The 20,870-nt window shown below is 67.8% G+C and carries 19 protein-coding genes; 9 read left to right on the forward strand and 10 right to left on the reverse strand.

Features of this window, described 5'->3' with window-relative positions; genetic code table 11:
• Nucleotides 1–114: 114 nt before the first annotated feature.
• Nucleotides 115–1,182, forward strand: a complete 1,068-nt coding sequence (locus tag BM133_RS29600; RefSeq protein WP_093442149.1) for an asparaginase — start codon at nt 115–117, stop codon at nt 1,180–1,182.
• A gap of 123 nt (nt 1,183–1,305) precedes the next feature.
• On the opposite strand, the gene BM133_RS29605 is transcribed toward BM133_RS29600, so the two are convergent.
• The 3 genes from BM133_RS29605 to BM133_RS29615 are packed head-to-tail and all read right to left on the reverse strand — an operon-like array spanning nt 1,306 to nt 3,952.
• Nucleotides 1,306–2,139: a phosphatase PAP2 family protein gene (locus BM133_RS29605; protein ID WP_093442152.1), complete on the reverse strand. Its 834-nt coding sequence runs from the start codon at nt 2,137–2,139 to the stop codon at nt 1,306–1,308.
• Between the two features lie 11 nt (nt 2,140–2,150).
• A complete protein-coding gene (locus BM133_RS29610; RefSeq protein WP_093442155.1) occupies nt 2,151–2,987 on the reverse strand; it encodes a metallophosphoesterase family protein in 837 nt (278 codons plus the stop codon).
• A complete protein-coding gene (locus BM133_RS29615) occupies nt 2,984–3,952 on the reverse strand; it encodes a diacylglycerol/lipid kinase family protein (RefSeq protein WP_093442157.1) in 969 nt (322 codons plus the stop codon). The genes BM133_RS29610 and BM133_RS29615 overlap by 4 nt, the downstream gene beginning before the upstream one ends.
• A 213-nt stretch (nt 3,953–4,165) precedes the next feature.
• Between BM133_RS29615 and glyQ the strand changes: the two genes are divergently transcribed.
• The 5 genes from glyQ to BM133_RS29640 are packed head-to-tail and all read left to right on the forward strand — an operon-like array spanning nt 4,166 to nt 9,582.
• Nucleotides 4,166–5,074 carry a glycine--tRNA ligase subunit alpha gene (gene glyQ, locus BM133_RS29620; protein WP_093442160.1) on the forward strand — a complete coding sequence of 303 codons (909 nt, stop codon included), beginning with the start codon at nt 4,166–4,168 and terminating at the stop codon, nt 5,072–5,074.
• 15 nt (nt 5,075–5,089) lie between these two features.
• Entirely contained in the window at nt 5,090–7,237 is a 2,148-nt protein-coding gene (gene glyS / locus BM133_RS29625) for a glycine--tRNA ligase subunit beta (RefSeq protein ID WP_093442162.1), read from the forward strand.
• 34 nt (nt 7,238–7,271) lie between these two features.
• Entirely contained in the window at nt 7,272–7,850 is a 579-nt protein-coding gene (gene gmhB / locus BM133_RS29630) for a D-glycero-beta-D-manno-heptose 1,7-bisphosphate 7-phosphatase (protein WP_093442165.1), read from the forward strand.
• Complete coding sequence (locus tag BM133_RS29635) at nt 7,850–8,584, forward strand: lysophospholipid acyltransferase family protein (protein WP_093442167.1); 735 nt, start codon at nt 7,850–7,852, stop codon at nt 8,582–8,584. Before gmhB ends, BM133_RS29635 begins: the two co-directional genes overlap by 1 nt.
• 23 nt (nt 8,585–8,607) lie before the next feature.
• On the forward strand, nt 8,608–9,582 hold the full coding sequence (locus BM133_RS29640; RefSeq protein WP_256219394.1) for a M48 family metallopeptidase: 975 nt from the start codon (nt 8,608–8,610) through the stop codon (nt 9,580–9,582).
• A 19-nt stretch (nt 9,583–9,601) separates the two neighbouring features.
• Here the strand turns inward: BM133_RS29640 and BM133_RS29645 are convergent, their stop codons facing one another.
• The 4 genes from BM133_RS29645 to BM133_RS29660 all read right to left on the reverse strand — a co-directional run bounded on the left by BM133_RS29645 (nt 9,602) and on the right by BM133_RS29660 (nt 13,902).
• Nucleotides 9,602–10,477, reverse strand: a complete 876-nt coding sequence (locus tag BM133_RS29645) for a carbohydrate ABC transporter permease (protein WP_013543745.1) — start codon at nt 10,475–10,477, stop codon at nt 9,602–9,604.
• Nucleotides 10,478–10,487: 10 nt separating this feature from the next.
• A complete protein-coding gene (locus BM133_RS29650; protein WP_093442170.1) occupies nt 10,488–11,396 on the reverse strand; it encodes a carbohydrate ABC transporter permease in 909 nt (302 codons plus the stop codon).
• Nucleotides 11,397–11,433: 37 nt separating this feature from the next.
• Nucleotides 11,434–12,762, reverse strand: a complete 1,329-nt coding sequence (locus BM133_RS29655; protein WP_093442172.1) for an ABC transporter substrate-binding protein — start codon at nt 12,760–12,762, stop codon at nt 11,434–11,436.
• 66 nt (nt 12,763–12,828) lie between these two features.
• Nucleotides 12,829–13,902: an ABC transporter ATP-binding protein gene (locus BM133_RS29660; RefSeq protein WP_093442175.1), complete on the reverse strand. Its 1,074-nt coding sequence runs from the start codon at nt 13,900–13,902 to the stop codon at nt 12,829–12,831.
• A gap of 174 nt (nt 13,903–14,076) precedes the next feature.
• Between BM133_RS29660 and BM133_RS29665 the strand changes: the two genes are divergently transcribed.
• Genes BM133_RS29665 through BM133_RS29675 form a run of 3 tightly spaced genes read left to right on the forward strand, consistent with a single transcriptional unit; the run spans nt 14,077 to nt 17,776 of the window.
• Complete coding sequence (locus BM133_RS29665) at nt 14,077–14,910, forward strand: FadR/GntR family transcriptional regulator (RefSeq protein ID WP_093442176.1); 834 nt, start codon at nt 14,077–14,079, stop codon at nt 14,908–14,910.
• Nucleotides 14,907–15,923 (forward strand): D-erythronate dehydrogenase, encoded by a 1,017-nt coding sequence (gene denD / locus BM133_RS29670; RefSeq protein WP_093442179.1) that lies wholly within the window; start codon nt 14,907–14,909, stop codon nt 15,921–15,923. Before BM133_RS29665 ends, denD begins: the two co-directional genes overlap by 4 nt.
• Nucleotides 15,923–17,776, forward strand: a complete 1,854-nt coding sequence (locus BM133_RS29675) for an IlvD/Edd family dehydratase (protein WP_177224981.1) — start codon at nt 15,923–15,925, stop codon at nt 17,774–17,776. Before denD ends, BM133_RS29675 begins: the two co-directional genes overlap by 1 nt.
• Nucleotides 17,777–17,800: 24 nt before the next feature.
• Here BM133_RS29675 and BM133_RS29680 read toward each other — a convergent pair whose 3' ends face one another.
• The 3 genes from BM133_RS29680 to BM133_RS29690 form a co-directional block, all read right to left on the reverse strand.
• Complete coding sequence (locus tag BM133_RS29680; RefSeq protein ID WP_093442181.1) at nt 17,801–18,571, reverse strand: SDR family oxidoreductase; 771 nt, start codon at nt 18,569–18,571, stop codon at nt 17,801–17,803.
• A 67-nt stretch (nt 18,572–18,638) separates the two neighbouring features.
• On the reverse strand, nt 18,639–19,550 hold the full coding sequence (locus tag BM133_RS29685) for a pseudouridine synthase (RefSeq protein ID WP_093442183.1): 912 nt from the start codon (nt 19,548–19,550) through the stop codon (nt 18,639–18,641).
• Complete coding sequence (locus tag BM133_RS29690; protein ID WP_093442186.1) at nt 19,547–20,854, reverse strand: leucine-rich repeat-containing protein kinase family protein; 1,308 nt, start codon at nt 20,852–20,854, stop codon at nt 19,547–19,549. Before BM133_RS29690 ends, BM133_RS29685 begins: the two co-directional genes overlap by 4 nt.
• Nucleotides 20,855–20,870: the final 16 nt, after the last annotated feature.

The following is a 20,870-nucleotide window of genomic DNA, read 5'->3' on the forward strand; positions in this document are numbered from 1 at the left end:
TGCCGCAAGGCATGGCCGCATGCCATGCCGGCATGGCGATGCAGCGCATGCGGGCACGGTTCATGTATCTTCCTCGCCGCTTCCAGAATTTCACCTCAGACCAAGGAGTCTTCCATGTACCTCTCTCCCCGTTTCCGGGCCTTCGCCGCGGGCGCCGCCCTGCTTGCCGCGAGCGCGCTCGCGCAGGCGCAGCAACTGCCGAACGTGGTGATCCTGGCCACCGGCGGCACCATCGCCGGCGCCGGCGCCTCGGCCGTCAACAGCGCCACCTATGCGGCCGCCAAGGTCGGCGTCGACAAGCTCATCGCCGGCCTGCCCGAGCTCGCCAAGGTCGCCAACGTGCGCGGCGAGCAGGTGTTCCAGGTCGCATCGGAAAGCCTCACCAACGACAACCTGCTGACGCTGGCCAAGCGCGTCTCGGCGCTGTCCAAGCAGGCGGACGTGGACGGCATCGTCATCACCCACGGCACCGACACGCTGGAAGAAACCGCCTACTTCCTGACCCTGACGGTGCACACCAACAAGCCGATCGTGGTGGTCGGCTCGATGCGTCCGGGCACGGCCCTCTCGGCCGACGGCGCGCTCAACCTGTACGACGCGGTCAACGTGGCGGGCAGCAAGGACGCCATGGGCAAGGGCGTGCTGGTGACGATGGGCGACAACATCGACAGCGGCCGCGACGTGAGCAAGAACGTCAACATCAAGACCAGCGCGTTTTCCAGCCAATGGGGGCCGCTGGGCATGATCGTGGAGGGCAAGAACTACTGGTTCCGCGCGCCGGTCAAGCGCCACACCATGAATTCGGAATTCGACATCGACAGCATCAACGCGCTGCCGCCGGTGGAGATCGCCATGGGCTACGAAGGCGTGTCGTCGGTGGCCATCGACGCGATCGCCAAGAGCGGCGCCAAGGCGCTCATCCACGGCGGCACGGGCAATGGCTCGGTGGCCGACCGGATCGTGCCGAACCTGCAGAAGGCGCGCACCGACGGCGTGATCGTGATCCGCAGCTCGCGCGTGCCCGACGGCTTCGTGATCCGCAACGCCGAGCAGCCCGACGACAAGTACGACTGGGTGGTGGCGCACGACCTGCGCCCGCAGAAGGCGCGCATCCTGGCGATGGTGGCGCTCACGAAGACCAGCAACACCAAGGAACTGCAGCGGATCTTCTGGGAGTATTGATCTCCCCCAGGCTTGCTCGCTTCGCGTAGCCTCCTACCCCCTTCCGGGGGCAACACCTGCGGCCCGGCAAAGCCGGTTCCGCGGTGTTTCCGGCGAAGACGCCCGGGATGCCCGGGGTGATGCTCAGGCCGGCGCGCGCCGCTGTTTGCGGTGCCGCGCGTATTCCAGGCTGCTCACGCACACGAGCAGCCAGGCGAAGCCGGTCAAGAGGCCGGCCGCCACATCGCTCGCAAAGTGCACCTGCAAGAAAATGCGGCTGCACGCGATGGTCAGGATGGCGCCCACGGCGGCCATCGCCGCCGGCACATGCCAGCGCGCTGGGAGCGTGCGCAGTGCCAGGTACAGCAGCATTCCGTAACTCACGATCGCGCCCGCGCTGTGTCCGCTCGGGAAGCTGTAGCTCGTCTCGAACGCGAGGCCGTGGTCGTGCAGCGGCCGCGCCCGCTCGAAGATGTGCTTGAGCGCGGGGTTCAGCAGCACGATGCCGCCGAGTGCGAGCACCCAGCCCAGCGCGAGACCCCGGTGCGCATGGCGCCACAGCACGGCGGCGACGATCAGGCACACCGGTGCGAGAAAGGCGAAGTCGCCCAGGTGCGTGAGCCAGCTGAAGGCGACGAGCGCGGCCCACGGCACATGGGTGCCAATGGCATCGGCGAGCGCCTGGTCGGCCAGGCCCATCGAGTGACCGTCGGAAAGGTTCGACGCAATCCATGCGAACACGCTTGCCGCTGCAAGGATCAAGAGGAACCCGGCCGCGAGCCCGAGGGCGATGCGCGGCTCGCTGGGTTCGTCGGCATCGAGCGCCTTGAAATGGCGCCGCTGCAGCGTCCGGCAAATGGCGCCGGCGCCGAGCACCGACACGGTCCAGACCGAGAGAAACCAGCCCAGCGCATGGGCGCCGAGTTGCTGGGCAAGGAGAACGAGAGGGGGGGCGAGAGGGGAAGCTTCCAACGGCATGCGGCTGCACCCTAAGGGGGCGCCGCGCTGCTGGCAAGCGAAAGCGGGAATACTTTGGTGCACTCGAAGGCTTTGTCGGCGGCGGCGTAGTCCCAGCGTTCCACGCGGCACGCGCGCGTGCCGGCGGCCACGTCCAGGCCCAAGCCCAGGCGCACCACGTTCACCGAATTCGGAAACCCGGCGCGCACGCGGTGCGACACCGCCGTGCCCGCCTGCACGGCGAAGGCGGTGCGCTTGCAGCCCGAGAACGCATCGTGCAGCGAGCGCACGTAGGGCAGGTGGATGTGGCCGCCCAGGATCAGGTCGACGCCCGCCTCGGACCAGTGCGCCACGGCCCGCTCGCGGCCATGCAGGCGGTTGGACATGTCCTCCTGCCGCGTGACCATCACCGGCTGGTGCGTCACCACCACGCGCAGCTGCGCGGGCGTTGCGGCCGCCAGCCGCTGCGCCACCCGCTCGACCTGCGCGGGCGAGACCACGCCGTCTTCATGCCGGTACCAGCGCGTCGTGTTGACGGTGACGACGAGCCATTCGTCGGACTCGAACACCGGCTCCAGGTCGTCGCCGAAGGCTTCCATGTACCGGCCGTAGGGCGAGAAGCAGCGCGCCGCAAGGTCGAACAGCGGGATGTCGTGGTTCCCCGGAATGACGAGCGTGGCGGGTACCGCCAGCCGGTCGACGAAAGCGCGCGCAGCCGCGAACTGCACGCGTGTGGCGCGCTGCGTGATGTCGCCCGACATCACCACCACCTGCGGTGCCAGCGCCTCGGCAAAGCGCTCGAGCGCCTGCAGCACCTCGGGCCGCTCGGTGCCGAAATGCGGGTCGGAGATCTGCAGCAGGCAACTCATTGCCTGGCCGCTTCCAGTTCCGGCGCAACCTCGGGCCGCACCAGCCACAGCGGCTCGGGCGATACGCGAAACATCAGCGGCATCTCCGTCCACGCGATCTCGCCGTCGGTCGCCACCTTCACGCGGCGCGGCGAGCGCAGGCGCCCGGCCTTCACCGTCATCGATTCGAAGGGAAAGCTCAGCACCTGGTCGGCGCGGCCGAGCCGGCCCATCGCGCCGCGCACCAGCAATTCGGGCATGGCCAGCACCCCGACCGGCTTGAGCGCGATGGCCGCGAGCTGCCCCTGCTCGGGCGCATCGGCATGCGCGATGCCCACCTGCAGCAGCTGCAGCGGGTTGTTGCCCACGAAGAGGGTGGGCGTGCGGATGTCTTTCTCCTGCCCGCGCCAGGCCATGCGCAGGTTCCAGTGCCGGTGGCGGCCGCGCATCACCGTCAGGAGGCCCGCGAAGAACGCGATCCAGCGGCTGCGGCCGTAGCGCGCCTTGTAGGTCTCGCGCTCTTCCAGCAGCTCGGCGTACAGGCCCATGCTGGCGTTCACCAGGAACACGCGGTCGTTGACCAGCCCCACCTGCACGGCGCGCGGCTGCTCGGTCAGCAGCACCTGCAGCGCCTGGGCCGTGTCGCGCGGAATGCCGTGGGTGCGGCTGAAATAGTTGAAGGTGCCCTGCGGCAGCACGCCGAAGGCGCAGCCGCTGCCCAGCGTGGCCTCGGCCACTGCGTTGATGGTGCCGTCGCCGCCCGCGGCCACCACCACGCCATCCACGGCGCGGGCGCGTTCGACGGCCTCGCGCGCCAGGGCCTGCACCCGGCCCGGCCCGTCGACCAGGAAGATGCGGTGCCTGCGGCCGGCCGCGGCAAAGCCTTCCTCGATGACCCGGCGGGCCTCGGCGGTGCTCTCGCTGCCGGAGCCGGCATTGAGCACGATGAAAAACGGGGCGTTCGGACCGATGTGGGGCGGTTGCATGTGGGTGGAGCGGGGAAAAGACGGGCCCGGAAGGACCGTGTGAAAGGCTGCCGCGTGCGGCCGGCCGGTGGTTGTCGCATGCCTGGCCGGGCGGCGGGAGCGGCCGGCATCCCGGCCGGCTGTGGGAGAGTTGCCCTCCGCCCGTAAAATCGTCCGCTTTCGCGGCGCACTGCCGCGCTACCGTCCAATGTCCGGCCTCAGCCGGCCAGCCTCATGTTGACCTTCCAGCAAATCATTCTCAAACTGCAGTCGTACTGGGCCGACAAGGGCTGCGCGCTGCTGCAACCGTACGACATGGAGGTGGGCGCGGGCACCTCGCACACCGCCACCTTCCTGCGGGCCCTGGGGCCCGAGCCCTGGAAGGCCGCCTACGTGCAGCCCAGCCGCCGCCCCAAGGACGGCCGCTACGGCGAGAACCCCAACCGCCTGCAGCACTACTACCAGTACCAGGTCGTGCTCAAGCCCGCGCCCTCGAACATCCTGGAGCTTTACCTCGGCAGCCTCGAGGCCCTGGGCTTCGACCTGAAGAAGAACGACATCCGCTTCGTCGAAGACGACTGGGAGAACCCCACGCTCGGCGCCTGGGGCCTGGGCTGGGAAGTCTGGCTCAACGGCATGGAGGTGACCCAGTTCACCTACTTCCAGCAGGTCGGCGGCATCGACTGCAAGCCGATCACCGGCGAGATCACCTACGGCCTGGAGCGCCTGGCGATGTACCTGCAGGGCGTGGACAACGTCTACAACCTCACGTGGACCGATGGCCTCACCTACGGCGACGTCTACAAGCAGAACGAGGTCGAGCAGTCGACCTACAACTTCGAGCACAGCGACGCCGAGTTTCTGTTCACCGCCTTCAATGCGCACGAAAAGCAGGCCAAGCACCTCATGACCGAGCAGCTCGCGCTGCCGGCCTACGAGCAGGTGCTGAAAGCCGCGCACAGCTTCAACCTGCTGGACGCGCGCGGTGCGATCAGCGTGACCGAGCGCGCCGCCTACATCGGCCGCATCCGCAACCTCGCGCGCAGCGTGGCGCAGAGCTACTACGACAGCCGCGAGCGCCTGGGCTTCCCGATGGCGCCGCGCGAATGGGTCGCGCAAATGCCTCCGAAGAAAGCCGCCTGAGCGATGACGACCCCCATGAACAACAAGAACTCCCTGCTGGTCGAACTCTTCGTCGAAGAACTGCCGCCCAAGGCGCTGAAGAAGCTCGGCGATGCCTTCGCGGGCGTGCTGCGCGACCAGCTCGTGGCGCAGGGTCTGGCCGAAGCCGGCTCGGTGCTCACCGCCTACGCCTCGCCTCGCCGCCTGGCCGCGCACCTCACGCACGTGGCCGAGGGCGCCGCCGACAAGGCCGTGTCGCAAAAGCTCATGCCCGTGGCCGTGGGGCTCGATGCCTCGGGCCAGCCCACGCCCGCGCTGCTCAAGCGCCTGGGCGCGCTGGGCGCCGACGCCTCGGCCGTGCCGGGCCTGAAGCGCGCGATGGACGGCAAGGCCGAAGCGCTCTTCTACGAAAGCACCGCCAAGGGCGCGACGCTGGCCGAGGGCCTGCAGAAGGCGCTGGCCGAAGCGATCGCCAAGCTGCCGATCCCCAAGGTGATGAGCTACCAGCTCGAGAGCGGCTGCGAGCTGCCAGGCTGGAGCAGCGTGAGCTTCGTGCGTCCCGCGCACGGCCTCGTGGCGCTGCATGGCGACACCGTGGTGCCCATCGAGGCACTGGGCCTCCAGGCGGGCCGCGAGACCCATGGCCACCGCTTCGAAGCGGCGGTCGATCCGGTCGTGCTGCGCGATGCCAACAGCTACGCGCTGCAGCTGCAGGACGAGGGCGCGGTCATCGCGAGCTTCGAGGCGCGCCGCGCCGAAATCGCGCGCCAGCTCGCGGCGGCTGCGGTCAAGGTCGGCGGCGGCTCGGTGCCGATCCACGACGACGCGCTGCTCGACGAAGTGACCGCGCTGGTCGAGCGCCCCAACGTGCTGGTCTGCAGCTTCGAGCGCGAGTTCCTCGAAGTGCCGCAGGAGTGCCTCATCCTCACGATGAAGGCCAACCAGAAGTACTTTCCGCTGCTCGATGCACAGGCCAGGCTTACCAACAAGTTCCTGGTCGTCAGCAACATCAGCCCCGATGACGCGAGCGCGGTCATCCAAGGCAACGAGCGCGTGGTGCGCCCGCGCCTGGCCGACGCCAAGTTCTTCTTCGACCAGGACCGCAAGAAATCGCTGGCCTCGCGCGTCGAGTCGCTGGGCAAGGTGGTCTATCACAACAAGCTGGGCACGCAGGGCGAACGCGTGCAGCGCGTGATGCACATCGCGCGCGCGATCGCGGAACGTTTGGCCGAGAAGCCGGGCGATGCGAAGGTCGCCGCACAGGCCACGCAGGCCGCGCAACTGGCCAAGGCCGACCTGGTGACCGACATGGTCGGCGAGTTTCCCGAGCTGCAGGGCACGATGGGTCGCTACTACGCACTGCACGACGGCCTCGATGCCGCGGTGGCCGATGCGATCGAAGACCACTACAAGCCACGCTTTGCCGGCGACGAGTTGCCGCGCAACACCGTCGGCCTCGTGGTCGCGCTGGCCGACAAGCTCGAAACGCTGGTCGGCATGTTCGGCATCGGCAACCTGCCCACTGGCGACCGCGACCCGTTCGCGCTGCGCCGCCATGCGCTGGGCGTGCTGCGCATGCTGATCGAGAAAGACCTTGCGCTGGGGCTCGACGCCCTGCTGCAGGACGCCGCTGCGCAGTTCAAGGACATCGCCGGCTTCGACAGCGGCAAGGCCACGGTCGAGCTGCGTGATTTCATCCTCGACCGCCTTGCGGGCAGCCTGCGCGAGCAGGGCGCGAGCGCGCAGGAAGTCGACGCCGTGCTGGCCCCGCTGCCGCAGCGCCTGGGCGAAGTGCCCAAGCTGCTGGCCGCCGTGCGCGCCTTCGCCGCACTGCCCGCCGCCGCCGCGCTGGCCGCCGCCAACAAACGCATCGGCAACATCCTGAAGAAGGCGCCCGAGGCCGACGCGCACGTGAGCGAACTGCTGCTGCAGGAGCCCGCAGAGAAGGCGCTGCACGCCGCCATGGCGAAGGTCGTGCCCGCCGCCAACGCCCAGTTCGAAGCCGGCGACTACACCGCTTCGCTGCAGACGCTGGCCGCGTTGCGCGAGCCGGTCGATGCCTTCTTCGATGGCGTGATGGTCAATGCCGAGCAGGCCGACCTGCGCCTGAACCGGCTGGGCCTCTTGATGTCGCTGCACGCCGCGATGAACCGCGTGGCGCAGCTCGAGCGGCTGGCCGTCTGATCCCTTCGACGACTCCTCCACCGGTGGCATCGCCATGAAACTCGTCATCCTCGACCGCAACGGCACGATCAACGTGCACCGCGAAGACTTCGTCAAGAGCGACATCGAGTGGACGCCGCTGCCCGGTGCGCTGGAGGCCGTGGCGCGGCTGAACCATGCGGGCTGGCACGTGGTGGTCGCGTCGAACCAGTCGGGCCTGGGCCGCGGGCTCTTCGACATGGCCTCGCTCAACGCCATGCACGCCAAGATGCACAAGATGCTCGCGGCCGTGGGCGGCAAGGTCGATGCGGTGTTCTATTGCCCGCACAGTCCCGACGAGGGCTGCGACTGCCGCAAGCCCAAGTCGGGCCTGTTCCTGCAGATCGGCGACCGCTACGGCATCGACCTGAAGGGCGTGCCGACCGCGGGCGACAGCCTGCGCGACCTGCAGGCGGGCGCGGCCGCCGGCTGCGAGCCGCACCTCCTGCTCACGGGCATGGGCGCGGCCTGCATCGGCGTGGATCCGCTGCCCCCCGAATATCCGGCGAACACGATGGTTCACGAGAACCTCGCCGCCTTTGTCGATTTCCTGCTCGTGCGCGAAGCGCGGGCTGCACTGCAGGTAGCTGTCTGATGGCGTTCATACGTTCCGTTCTCCACGCACTCTGGATGCTGGTCACCGTGGTGCCGTGGGGCATCATCATGTGCGTCAGTTCGATCTGGAAGCGCGGCATCCCGCTCTACTGGATGGCCGAGCAATGGCTCAGCTGGGCCATCGGCGGCGCGCGCGTGCTGCTGGGCATCAAGACGCGCGTGACCGGCATGGAGAACCTGCCGACCGACCAACTCGCCGGCGCGGTGCTGCTGGTCAAGCACCAGTCCACGCTGGAGACCTTCCTCATGCCCACGCTGATGCCGCACCCGCTGGCCTTCGTGTTCAAGAAAGAACTGATCTACGTGCCCTTCTTCGGCTGGGCGATGGCGCGGCTGGACATGATCCACATCGACCGCAGCCAGCGTGCGCAAGCCTTCAACAAGGTGGTGAACCAGGGCCGCAAGCTGCTCGCGCAGGGCATCTGGATCATCATGTTCCCCGAAGGCACGCGCATTCCGCGCGGGCAGAAGGGCACCTACAAGAGCGGTGGCACGCGCCTGGCCTGCGAGACCGGCGTGCCGGTGATCCCGATTGCCGTCACCTCGGCCAAGGTCTGGCCGCGCAAGGCGTTCATCAAGCGCCCGGGCGTGGTCGATGTGTCGATCGGGCCGGCGATCTCCAGCGTGGGCCGCAAGCCCGACGAGCTGATGCGCGAAGTCGAAGCGTGGATCGAAGCGGAGATGCACCGGCTCGATCCCGAGGCGTACCGCTAGCCAAGGAACAGAGGAGCGCCAAGATGCAGGGGCTGCTGCAGTTCACGATGGACCTGTTCGAGGGGCTGGGCAGCGAATTCACGCAGCCCGAGCCGCCCGCGCCGCGGCCGAAGAAGGTCCGCAAGGCTGCGCCGCCTGTCGCGACGCCGTTGCCCTTCGCGGTGCCGGCGCCAGAAGAGGTCAAGAGCACCGGTCCGGCACTGCCGGCGATTCCGCTGCGCGACACGCTGGCGCTCGCGAGCTTCATCCATCCGCAGGCGACGCGCGAACTGGTGCTGGGCTCGGCACGCGTGGCCTACGAATTCAAGCGCGGCAAGCGCAAGACCATCGGCTTCCTGGTCGGCGCCGAAGGGCTGTCGGTGCGCGCGCCGCGCTGGGTCGCGCTGCGCGACGTCGATGCCGCGGTGCGCGAAAAGGCCGACTGGATCCTGCGGAAGCTCCAGGAAACGCAGCAGCGCCACGCGCGCGTCGAGGCGACGCGCATCGCGTGGAAGGACGGCGCCGGGTTTCCGTTCATGGGCGAGCCGGTGGTGATCCGGCTCGATCCGAAGCACGGCTTTGCAAGCGTCGGCGGCACGCTCGATGAGGCCGAGGTCGCGGGCGGCCCGCGCATCCTGCGGCTGGCGGTCGCGCAGAACGCCGAGCCCTCGCAGATCCGCGATGCCGCGCAGGCCTGGCTCATGCGGCAGGCGCGCAAGCTCTTCATCGAGCGGCTCGACCACTTCGCGCCGCTGCTGGGCGTGCGCTGGCAGAAGCTGTCGCTGTCGAACGCGGCCACGCGCTGGGGCAGCGCGAGCGCGGACGGATCGCTTCGGCTGAACTGGCGGTTGATCCACTTCCGATTGCCGGTGATCGATTACGTCGTCGCGCACGAGTTGGCCCACCTGCGCGTGATGGACCATTCGCACCGCTTCTGGGAAACCGTGGAGAGCGTGGTGCCCGACTACGACGTGCTGCGCCAGCAGCTCAAGGACGAGGCCGTCCCGCGCTGGAACTGAAAGCCCCGCGCCAGTCCCGCTATTCCTTGACCGACCCGGTCATCCCCGAGACGTAGTACTCGACGAAGAACGAGTAGATGAACGCCACCGGCAGCGAGCCCAGCAGCGCGCCGGCCATGAGCGGTCCCCACTGGTACACGTCGCCCTGCACCAGCTCGGTCACCACGCCGACCGGCAGTGTCTTCACCTCCGACGAGGAGATGAAGGTGAGCGCGTAGATGAATTCGTTCCACGACAGCGTGAACGCGAAGATGCCGGCCGAGATGAGCCCGGGCACCGCCAGCGGCAGCACGATCTTCACCAGGATCTGCCAGCGGCTCGCGCCGTCGATGAGCGCGCATTCTTCCAGCTCGGCCGGGATCGAGCGGAAGTAGCCCATCAGCAGCCACGTGCAGAAGGGAATGAGGAAGGTCGGGTACGTGAGGATCAGCGCCCAGCGCGTGTCGAAGAGGCCGAGGTTGAACACCACGTTCGCCAGCGGAATGAACAGGATCGACGGCGGCACCATGTACGCGAGAAAGATCGAGAGCCCGACGTGCTTCGATCCCTTGAACCGCAGCCGTTCGATCGCATACGCCGCGAACACCGAGGCCGCGAGCGAGACGAAGGTGGACACCACCGACACCAGCACCGTGTTCCACAGCCACTGCGGGTACGAGGTCTCGAACAGCAGCTTGTAGAAATGCGAAAGCGTCGGGTTGATCACCCAGAACGGATTGCCCTCGCGCGAGAGCAGTTCGGCATCGGGCTTCACCGAGGTGATGGCCATCCAGTAGAACGGGAACAGCAGCACGATCAAAAAGACCACGAGCGGCAGGTACACGGTCACCGCCTTGCGCGGGATCGTGTCGAGGTAGCTCATGCCGACGGTGTCGACCTGGCCGGCATTGCTCATTAGAGATTCCTCATTTGTCCGAACCGCCCTGCTGCCACGCGCGCCGCTGCAGGCCGAAGAAGCTGAACATCACGCACGCCAGAAGGAAGGGCACCATCGCGATGGCAATGGCCGCGCCTTCGCCGAGCGCGCCGCCCGAAATGGCACGCTGGAACGACAGCGTGGCCATCAGGTGCGTGGCATTGAGCGGGCCGCCGCGGGTGATGACGTAGATGAGCTGGAAGTCGGTGAAGGTGAACAGCACCGAGAAGGTCATGACCACCGCGATGATCGGCGTGAGCAGCGGCATCGTGACGTGGCGGAACTGCTGCCAGGGCGTCGCGCCGTCGATGGCCGAGGCCTCGTAATAGGAAGGCGAGATCGTCTGCAGCCCCGCGAGCAGCGTGATCGCCACGAAGGGCACGCCGCGCCACACGTTCGCGATGATCACCGCGATGCGCGCATTCCATGGCGAGCCGAGGAAGTCGATGTACTGGTCGATCAGGCCCATCCGCATCAGCGCCCAGCTGATGATGGAGAACTGCGAGTCGTAGATCCACCAGAACGCGATCGCCGAGAGCGCGGTGGGCACGATGTACGGCAGCAGGATGACCGCGCGGAAGAAGGTCTTGAAGCGGATGTTCCGGTTCAAGAGGATCGCCAGCCACAGGCCCAGGAAGAACTTCAGCACGCTCGCCACCGCCGTGTAGAAGAGCGTGTTGAAGAGGGCGAGCCGCGTCACGGCATCGCCCCACAGGTACTCGTAGTTCTCCAGGCCGATCCACTGGCCCGCGCGGCCCACCTTGGCGTCGGTGAAGCCGAGGTAGGTGCCCAGCCCCAACGGGTAGGTCAGGAACAGAAGCAGCAGCACCGCCGCGGGCAGCATGAACGCGAGCCCGAGGGCGTTGCGGCTGTTCTGGAACCTGGCCAAAAGTGTCATGGGGTGGACGGCTTGGAGGTGGAACGATCAGAGCCTGTCAGACCTTGTAATAGCGCTCGGCACGCTTCTGCGCGCGCTCGGCCGCTTCCTTGGGCGTCTTCGATCCGCTGGCGGCCTCGGCCACCATGTTCGGAATGATGAAGTCCGCCGCCGCGCCCGCCGAGGCGTAGCCCAGCTTGCCGTCGTAGCCGCCCGGGCGCAGGTTCTTCACCGAGTCGCGGTAGGGCATGTTCTTCGGGTCCGAGGTCCAGATCGCGCTGTTCTCGTAGAAGCGCAGGGGCTGCGCCACGTAGCCGCCGCCGCCCTGCAGCCAGGGGTCGAACTGTTCCTTCTCCATCATGAAGCGCAGGAACTCCTTGGCCGCCTGCGGGAACTTCGTGTACTTCATGACCATCTGGTTGAAGAACAGGTGCGACTCCGTCGGCACGCCCACCGGCCCGATGGGGAACACCGCGTGGTTGATGTCCGCGGCCATTTCCTTGACCTTCGGGTCGGCCGAATTCTTGGCCGCGTAGTAGACCGAGATGCCGTTGTTGGTGACGCTGATCTGCCCGTCCAGGAAGGCCTTGTTGTTGTTCGGATCGAGCCACGAGAGCGTGCCCGGAATGAAGTTGGCATAGAGCTCCTTGCCGTACTCCAGCGCCTTGAGCGTCTCGGGGCTGTCGATCACCACCTTGTTGGTCTTGTCGACCAGCTTGCCGCCGTGCGACCAGATGAGCCAGTTGCACCAGGTGCTGTCGCCGGTCGCGTTGCCCAGCGCCATGCCGCCGGGCGTGCCCTTTTCCTTGAGCGCCTTGTAGAGCTTCAGGAAGTCGTCGGTGGTCTTGGGGAAGGCCGCGAAGCCCGCGGCCTTGACCATGCTCTCGCGGTACACGATGAGCGAGCCCGAGGCGCCCAGCGGCAGGCCCAGCCACTTCTTGCCGTCGGGGCGCATGAAGGCTTCGCCCGCCGGGTACCAGCCGCCGTATTTCTTGCCGAGGTATTCGGCCAGGTCGGTCACGTCGAGCAGCTTGTCGGGATAGAGGTTGGCGTCGTCGTTGGTCGACAGGATGATGTCGGGGCCGGCGCCCGTGTTGGCGGCCACCGCGGCCTTCGGGCGCACGTCTTCCCAGCCTTCGTTGTCCACGCGCACTTCCACGCCCGTGGCCTCGGTGAATTTCTTGACGTTGGCCATGTAGGCGTCGATGTCGCCCTGCACGAAGCGGCTCCATCGCAGCACGCGCAGCTTGGCGCCCTTCTCGGGCTTGAACGTCAGGTTCTGCGCCTGCGCGAAGGGTGCGAACAGGGCGCTGCCCGTGCCGACAGTCGCGGCGGCGGCAACGCCGGCCGAACTCTCGAGAAACTTGCGGCGATTGAAATCACTCATGGCTGTCTCCTTCGTTGTAAATGGACCGGTGTGAACCAAAGACAAAGCAAAAAATCGGGCGTGCCTTCAGGCGGCCAGGCGCAGGCCGCTTTCGGCATCGAACAGGTGCGCGCGTTCGAGGTCGGGCAAGAGATGGATCGTGCTGCCGGGCGCGAAGTCGTAGCGCTCGCGGAACACGGCCGAGAGCTCCGCGCCCTCGTGGCGGCACGCGACGAAGGTGTCCATGCCGGTCGGCTCCATCACGACCACGCGCGACGGAATGCCGCCGCTCGCGCCCAGGGTCAGGTGCTCGGGGCGCGTGCCGTACACCACGGGCTGGCCGTCGGTGCCGCCCGCGTGGATGGGGGCATCGAGCCGTGTGCCGTCAGGGAGTTCGACATGCGCCGCGCCGCCCGCGCGCCGCAGCGTGCCGGGCAGGAAGTTCATGGCCGGCGAGCCGATGAAGCCCGCGACGAACTGGTTGGCCGGATGGTCGTACAGGTCCAGCGGGCTGCCGGTCTGCTCGATGCGGCCGTCGCGCATCACCACGATCTTGTCGCCCATGGTCATGGCTTCGATCTGGTCGTGCGTGACGTAGATGGAGGTGGTCTTCAGCCGCTGGTGCAGCTCCTTGATCTCGCTGCGCATCGCCACGCGCAGCTTGGCGTCGAGGTTGGAGAGCGGCTCGTCGAAAAGAAACACCTGCGGATCGCGCACGATCGCGCGCCCCATCGCCACGCGCTGGCGCTGGCCGCCCGAGAGCTGGCGCGGATAGCGCTCCAAGAGCGGCGCGAGCGCAAGAATTTCGGCCGCGCGCGTCACCTTGCTGTCGATGGTGGCCTTGTCCATCTTCGCCAGCGAGAGGGCGAAGGCCATGTTGTCGCGCACGGTCATGTGCGGATAGAGCGCGTAGTTCTGGAACACCATCGCGATATCGCGTTCCTTGGGCGGCAGGTCGTTCACGCGGCGATCGCCGATGCGGATCTCGCCGCCATGGACTTCTTCCAGCCCCGCGATCATGCGCAGCAAGGTCGACTTGCCGCAGCCCGAGGGGCCCACCAGCACCGTGAACGAACCGTCGGCAATGTCGATGTCCACCCCGTGAAGGATGGCGACTTCGCCGAATCGCTTCTTGACCGCCTGAATCGTGACACTGGCCATGCAAGGAGTCCTGACAAATCGCGGGAAGGGGAGCAACACGGAGACCTCCGCATCGCAGCAGCCCGCGCAGTATCGGCACTCGGTTTTGAAACCGGTATCAGGGCAAACCGGTACGAGAAACTCCCTGTTGACTTGTATGATGACCCGATAACCGTGCTTCACTTTCCCGCTGCCGTGCAGGCCACCGCCCTCTCAGATTCCTTTCCTCTGGTCACGGACCGCCTGTCCGACCGGCTCGCTTCGCGGTTGGCGGCACAGATCGAATCGGGCGCGCTGCGGCCCGGCGATCGCCTTCCCACCGAGTTGCAGCTGGCGGCCTCGCACGGCGTCTCGCGCACCGTGGTGCGCGAGGCGGTGCATCAGCTCAAGTCGCAGGCGCTGGTCACATCGCGGCAAGGGCTGGGCGTGTTCGTGGCGCAGGCGCCGCTCAATCGGCCGCTGGCTTTCGACCCCGCCGTGCTCGAGTCGGTGCAGGCGGTCGTGCACGTGGTCGAGGTGCGCCGCGTACTCGAAGGCGAGATCGCCGCGCTCGCCGCCAAGCGCGCGACGCGCAGCCAGATCGCGGCGCTGCGGCGCGCGCTGAAGGCCATCGATGTTGCCGCGGCGGCAGGGCACGACGGCGTGGCCGAGGACCTGGCCTTTCACCGCGTGATCGGCGAGGCCACCGGCAATCCGCAATTCCGTTTGCTGCTCGGGTTTCTGGAGCAGTACCTGCGCGAAGGCATGCGCATCACCCGCGGCAACGAGGCGCGCCGGCTCGACTTCATGGAAGCCGTGCAGAACGAGCACCGCGCCATCGTCGAAGCCATCGCGGCGCGCGACCCCGTGGCCGCGCGCCATCACGCCACGCAACACCTGATCCGCGGCGAGCAGCGGCTCGTCGAAGGCGGTGTCATCACCGGGCAACGCCGTCGCGCCGCGGCGCAGGCGCTGCGCAAGGCCGCACCGGCAAGCACCGCCCAACGTACAACCGGCACCACCCAGAGAACGAAGAGGGACACCCCATGAAACTGTTGATCACCGGAGGCGGCGGCTTCGTCGGCTCCCGACTTGCGCGAGCGCTGCTCGCGCGCGGCACGCTGGCCGGCCAGCGCATCGAGCGGCTGGTGCTGGCCGACATCGCGCCGCCGCCCGCCGACCTGCTGGCCGATGCGCGCGTGGAAGCCCGCACCGGCCCGCTGCTCGCGCAGACGGAGGCGCTGAAGACGGAAGCCTTCGACGGCGTGTTCCATCTCGCATCGGCCGTGTCGGGCGAATGCGAAGCGGACTTCGACCTGGGCCTGCGCTCCAACCTGGACAGCACGCGCGCGCTGCTCGATGCGCTGCGTGCCAACGTGGCTGCAGGCGGCAAGGTGACGCGGCTGGTGTTCTCCAGCTCGGTTGCGGTGTTCGGGCCCGACCCTTCGGTGCCGCTGCCCGAGCTGGTGGCCGACGACACGCTGCCATTGCCGCAGACCTCTTACGGCACGCAGAAGCTGGTCTGCGAGCACCTCATCTCCGACTACACCCGCAAGGGCTACATCGACGGCCGCGCCGCGCGGCTGATGACCGTCACCGTGCGCCCGGGCCGCCCCAATGGCGCCGCCTCGTCCTTCTTCAGCGGCATCATCCGCGAGCCGCTGGCGGGCGTCGAATCGGTCTGCCCGGTGTCGCCCGACGTGTCGCACCCGATGACCTCGCCGGCGCGCACGGTCGATGGCCTCATCGCCGTCTACGAAGCCAGCCGCGAGGCCTTCGGCGGACGCGCCGCGCTCAACCTGCCGGCGCTCAACGTGCGCGTGAGCGACATGCTCGATGCGCTCGAGGAAGTGGCCGGCCCCAAGGTGCGCGCGCTGGTGCGCTTCGAGCGCGACGAGCGCATCGCCGGCATCGTGGCCAACTGGCCCGCCGGTGCCACGGCCGAGCGCGCGGCCCGGCTCGGCCTGCATCCGCACGAGAATTTTGCAGACATCGTTCGCCAATACATCGCCGATTGCGCCGCGCTCCCGAATGCGGCAGAAACACTGAAGGGAATGTCCTGATGAGCAAGAAGAAGAGCCCCACGCCCGTGTCCACATCCAAGCCGAAGAGCAGCGCCTCGAAGAAGTCCCCGGCTGCGCTCAAGCTGCGTTCGCAGGCCTGGTTCGACAACCCGGCCAACACCGATATGACGGCGCTGTATCTGGAGCGCACCATGAACTACGGGCTCGGCCTGGAGGAGCTGCAGTCGGGCCGCCCGATCATCGGCATTGCGCAGACCGGCTCCGACATCGCCCCCTGCAACCGCCACCACCTGGTGCTGGCCGAGCGCGTGCGCGAGGGCATCCGCGATGCGGGCGGCATCGCCTTCGAGTTTCCGATCCATCCGATCCAGGAAACCTGCAAGCGCCCGACCGCCTCGCTGGACCGCAACCTGCAGTACCTCTCGCTGGTCGAAATTTTGTACGGCTACCCGCTCGACGGCGTGGTGCTGACCACCGGCTGCGACAAGACCACGCCGGCACAGCTGATGGCAGCCGCCACGGTCGACATCCCGGCCATCGCGCTGAACTCCGGGCCCATGCTCAACGGCTGGTACAAGGGCGAGCGCACGGGCTCGGGCACCATCGTGTGGAAGGCGCGCGAGTTGCTGGCGGCGGGCGAGATCGACGAGACCGGGTTCCTCAAGCTGGTGGCCTCGTCGGCCCCGTCGACCGGCCACTGCAACACCATGGGCACGGCCTCCACGATGAACTCGCTGACCGAGGCATTGGGCATGACGCTGCCCGGCAGCGCCGCCATTCCCGCACCGTACCGCGACCGCCAGGAGATGGCCTACCTCACCGGCAAGCGCATCGTCGAGATGGTGCGCGAGAACCTCAAGCCCTCGGACATCCTCACGCGTGCCGCGTTCGAGAACGCGATCGTCGTGAACTCCGCCATCGGCGGCTCGACCAATGCGCCGATCCACCTGAACGCCATTGCGCGCCACATCGGCGTGCCGCTGACCACCGGCGACTGGGAGAAGCACGGCTACAAGATTCCGCTGCTGGTCAACCTGCAGCCGGCCGGCGAGTACCTGGGCGAGGACTACTACCGCGCGGGCGGCGTGCCCGCGGTGGTGGCCGAGCTGATCGCCAAGGGCAAGATCCAGCCCGCGCTCACGGCCAACGGCAAGAGCATCATCGAGAACTGCGAGGGGCGCTTCACCGAAGACCGGAAGGTGATCTTCCCGTACGCCAAGCCGATGATGAAGAACGCCGGCTTCCTCGACTTCAGCGGCAACCTGTTCGACTCCGCGATCATGAAGACCAGCGTGATCACGCCCGAGTTCCACAGCCGCTACCTGGAGGACCCGGCCGACCCGATGGCCTTCGAAGGCACGGCCGTGGTGTTCGACGGACCGGAGGACTACCACCGCCGCATCGACGATCCGAAGATGAAGATCGATGCGCGCAGCATCCTGTTCATGCGCGGCGTGGGCCCCGTGGGCTACCCGGGCGCGGCCGAGGTCGTGAACATGCGCGCGCCGGCCTACCTGCTGAAGAAGGGCGTCACCGCGCTGCCCTGCATCGGCGATGGGCGGCAGTCGGGCACCTCGGGCTCGCCATCGATCCTGAACGCATCGCCCGAAGCCGCGACCGGCGGTGCGCTGGCGTTGCTCAAGACCGGCGACCGCGTGCGCATCGACCTGAAGAAACGCACGGCGAACATGCTGGTGTCCGACGAAGAGCTGGCCAAGCGCCGCCAGAAGCTCGAAGCCGCCGGCGGCTACCCGTACCCGCCGAGCCAGACGCCGTGGCAGGAGATCCAGCGCTCGGTGGTCGATGAGCTCTCCGAGGGCATGGTGCTCAAGCCGGCGATCAAGTACCAGAAGATCCACGCCACCTTCGGCGTGCCGCGCGACAACCACTGACGAGCGCTCGCGCGGCGCATGCGCTCAGCGCGCGTGCGTCACGCCGCCGTCGACGACGAGCGTGGAACCCATCACGTAGTCGCCCGCGCGCGAGGCCAGGTAGATCGCGGCGCCGGCCATGTCCTCGGGCGTGCCGATGCGGCCCGCGGGAATGCGGCCCTTGACCTCGTCGCCGTGGTCGCGCGCATCCTTGTTCATGTCGGAGGCGAAGGCGCCCGGTGCGATGGCGCTCACCACGATGCGGTCTTGCGCGAGGCGCAGCGCCATGCGGCGCGTGAGCTGGATCAAGCCGGCCTTGCTGGCCGCATACGAATACGTTTCCTGCGGGTTCACCGAGATGCCGTCGATCGAGGCGATGTTGATCACCTTCGAGAGGTGATCGGTCGCGGCCTTCTTGAGCATCGGCGTGAGCGCCTGGGTCAGGAAGAAGGGCGTCTTCAGGTTCAGGTCGACCACCTTGTCCCAGCCGCTTTCGGGAAACTCTTCATACGGCGCGCCCCAGGCGGCACCGGCGTTGTTGACCAGGATGTCGAGCGAGTTTTCGTGCTTCGCATAGGCCGCGACCAGCGCCTGCGCGCCTTCGACCGTGGACACGTCCGCCGGCAGCGACACGCAATGGCCGAAGGCCGAGAGTTCCTTGGCGGTCTGGTCGCAGGCCGCGGCCTTGCGCGCCGAGATGTACACGCGCGCGCCCTGGGCGAGGAACCCCTCGGCGATCATGCGGCCGATGCCGCGCGAGCCGCCGGTGATCAAGGCGGTGCGGCCCTTCAGCGAGAAGAGTTGGGTGGTGTCCATGGTGCCGGTGTCTCCTGAGTGAAAGATTTCAGGAAACGAGCTTAGTGCCGAGCGTGCCCGCGCCGCGTCACCTTGGTGCCAGCGACAGGCTCCGGGGGCTCGTGAAGCTGCGCAGGTCGCCGGTGACCGGGTCCTGGAAGGCGACGGACTTGGCCAGCAATTGCAGGGGCTTGTCGAAGTCGTCGGTGTTCTCGGGCAACAGCACGGGGTAGATGGGGTCGTTCTCGATCGGCATGCCCAGCGCAAGGCAGTGCACGCGCAACTGGTGCTTGCGGCCAGTGACGGGCGAGAGCTTCAGCAGCGCGCGGCCGCCCCGGACCTCTTGCACCTGGATGTGCGTCTCGGCGTTGGGCTCGCCCGGCGCTTCCCGCATGCGCATGAAGTGCTCGTCGTCGACAAGGCGGCTGCGGTAGGTGCCGGGCACCGACGAGACGCCTTCCTGCCACGGCACCACGGCTTCGTAGTGCTTGGCGATGCGGCGCTCCGGGAACATCTGCTGGTAGGCGCCGCGCGTCTCGCGGCGCACCGAGAACAGCACCAGGCCCGAGGTGCCGCGATCGATGCGGTGCAGCGGCACGAGGTCGTCGATCTTCAGCTTGCGCTTGAGCCGCACGAGCAGGCTCTCCTGCAGGTACTTGCCGGTGGGCGTGACGGGGAGGAAGGGGGGCTTGTCGGCCACCACGAGCTGCTCGTCCTGGAACAGCACCTGCTCCTCGAAGGGGATGTGCACTTCGCCGTCGAGCGTGCGGTAGTAGTAGACGCGCAGCGGCGATTCGTAGCGCCGCTCGATGGTGACGGGGATGCGATGCTCGTCGATCACGTCGCCCGCCACGATGCGCTCCAGCCACGCATTGCGCGTGATGGCGGGGAAGCGCTCGATCAGGAACTCGGCAATCGTCGGCCAGGGGCCGTAGGGCAGGCCGACGCAGCTCGGGCCAACGCCGTCGCGGGTGGGCAGCGGCAGCCGGTGGCCGGTCATCGCGCGGCTTCTTGCTGAAGCACCGACAGCGCTTCGGCGAAGGACGGGCGAGAGGACACGTCGGGGTGCAAGCAGCGGTCCTTCAGTGCGGACATGGCGACAGGCGGCGCACCGCTGCAGCGCTCCAGCAGTTCTTCGAGCAGGCAGCCGAAGGCGCGCATCTCCAGGCGCTGCAAGGCCGCGGCCTGGCGCGCATCGAGCGAGCCCGTCATCCAGCCCGCACCGAAGTCGCCCAGCCGGCCGCCGCCTTGCGCATTCCACAGGATGTTGTGCGCGTAGAGGTCGCCGTGGAGGATGCCGCGCGCGTGCAGGTGCTGCATGGCGGAGGCGATGTCGTGTGCGATGCGCAGCGCGACATCGGAGGTCCATTGCGCATCGTCCGCATAGACATCGCGCGTGCACGATGCGAGGCTCGGCGGCCCTGCGAGCGTGCGGAAAGACGGCGGCACCAGCGCCATCACGAGGCCTTCGGTGCCATCGGGGTGGCCGTCGATCCGGCTCTGCGCGGCGATCAGCGTGGGGTGCGCGCCGGCCGCGATGCAGGCGGCCATCTCGCTGTGCGGCCAGCCGTCGCTCGTGACCGCACCCTTGAAAAGCTTGACCGCCACTTCCTGCTGCGAAGGCCCCAGCGTGGCCTGATGGATCACGCCCGATGCGCCTTCGCCGAGCTTCTTGCCGAGCGTGAGGTCTTGCCAGGCCACATGCGGCACGGACTGCGCCGTGATGGCGGCATCTTCGGCCTGCGTATCAAAGGGATTGCCCGCAGCCGCAAGCCACGAGAGGCGCGGCAAGGAGAGCAGCCAATCGGGCAGCGCCTCGAAGTGGTTGGCGGAGAGGCGCAGCAGTTCGAGTTGCCGGCACGCGGCCATCGAATCGGGCAGCCGACGCAACCGGTTGCCCGCCAGCATGAGCTTCTGCATTTGCGTGCAGTGGCCCAGCGCATCGGGCAGTTCCTCGACCTGGTTGTCCGTGAGGATCAGCCAGCGCAGCGACGGCGGCAGTGCAGCAGCCGGCACGCTGCGGATGCGGTTGGCCTTGAAGCCGACGATGTCGAGGCCATGGCACTGGCCGATGGATTCGGGCAGCGACGTGAAGCGGTTGTCCGAGCAGAACAGCACGCGCAAGCGATGCAGCCGGCCCAGGTCATCGGGCAGTGCATCGAGCGCATTCCCGGAGAGATTCAGTGTTTCGAGCGAGTCGGCAAGGTCGAAGATCTCGCGCGGGAACTCGGTGAGTCCGCACGCGAGGTCCAGTCGGGTGGCGCCTGCCAGCCGGCCCGCTCGCAGCTCGGCCAGTGTGTCCATCCGGCGAGTCTAAATG

The organism is Variovorax sp. 770b2 (assembly GCF_900115685.1).
Lineage (GTDB): Bacteria > Pseudomonadota > Gammaproteobacteria > Burkholderiales > Burkholderiaceae_C > Variovorax.

Coding starts and splice junctions, on each gene's coding strand:
- BM133_RS29690 (WP_093442186.1), bottom strand. CDS start 20,854: ATGGACACACTGGCCGAGCTGCGAGCGGGCCGGCTGGCAGGCGCCACC.
- BM133_RS29660 (WP_093442175.1), bottom strand. CDS start 13,902: ATGGCCAGTGTCACGATTCAGGCGGTCAAGAAGCGATTCGGCGAAGTC.
- BM133_RS29655 (WP_093442172.1), bottom strand. CDS start 12,762: ATGAGTGATTTCAATCGCCGCAAGTTTCTCGAGAGTTCGGCCGGCGTT.
- BM133_RS29675 (WP_177224981.1), top strand. CDS start 15,923: ATGAGCAAGAAGAAGAGCCCCACGCCCGTGTCCACATCCAAGCCGAAG.
- BM133_RS29610 (WP_093442155.1), bottom strand. CDS start 2,987: ATGAGTTGCCTGCTGCAGATCTCCGACCCGCATTTCGGCACCGAGCGG.
- BM133_RS29685 (WP_093442183.1), bottom strand. CDS start 19,550: ATGACCGGCCACCGGCTGCCGCTGCCCACCCGCGACGGCGTTGGCCCG.
- gmhB (WP_093442165.1), top strand. CDS start 7,272: ATGAAACTCGTCATCCTCGACCGCAACGGCACGATCAACGTGCACCGC.
- BM133_RS29605 (WP_093442152.1), bottom strand. CDS start 2,139: ATGCCGTTGGAAGCTTCCCCTCTCGCCCCCCCTCTCGTTCTCCTTGCC.
- BM133_RS29645 (WP_013543745.1), bottom strand. CDS start 10,477: ATGAGCAATGCCGGCCAGGTCGACACCGTCGGCATGAGCTACCTCGAC.
- BM133_RS29680 (WP_093442181.1), bottom strand. CDS start 18,571: ATGGACACCACCCAACTCTTCTCGCTGAAGGGCCGCACCGCCTTGATC.
- glyQ (WP_093442160.1), top strand. CDS start 4,166: ATGTTGACCTTCCAGCAAATCATTCTCAAACTGCAGTCGTACTGGGCC.
- BM133_RS29600 (WP_093442149.1), top strand. CDS start 115: ATGTACCTCTCTCCCCGTTTCCGGGCCTTCGCCGCGGGCGCCGCCCTG.
- BM133_RS29640 (WP_256219394.1), top strand. CDS start 8,608: ATGCAGGGGCTGCTGCAGTTCACGATGGACCTGTTCGAGGGGCTGGGC.
- BM133_RS29615 (WP_093442157.1), bottom strand. CDS start 3,952: ATGCAACCGCCCCACATCGGTCCGAACGCCCCGTTTTTCATCGTGCTC.
- BM133_RS29635 (WP_093442167.1), top strand. CDS start 7,850: ATGGCGTTCATACGTTCCGTTCTCCACGCACTCTGGATGCTGGTCACC.
- denD (WP_093442179.1), top strand. CDS start 14,907: ATGAAACTGTTGATCACCGGAGGCGGCGGCTTCGTCGGCTCCCGACTT.
- glyS (WP_093442162.1), top strand. CDS start 5,090: ATGAACAACAAGAACTCCCTGCTGGTCGAACTCTTCGTCGAAGAACTG.
- BM133_RS29650 (WP_093442170.1), bottom strand. CDS start 11,396: ATGACACTTTTGGCCAGGTTCCAGAACAGCCGCAACGCCCTCGGGCTC.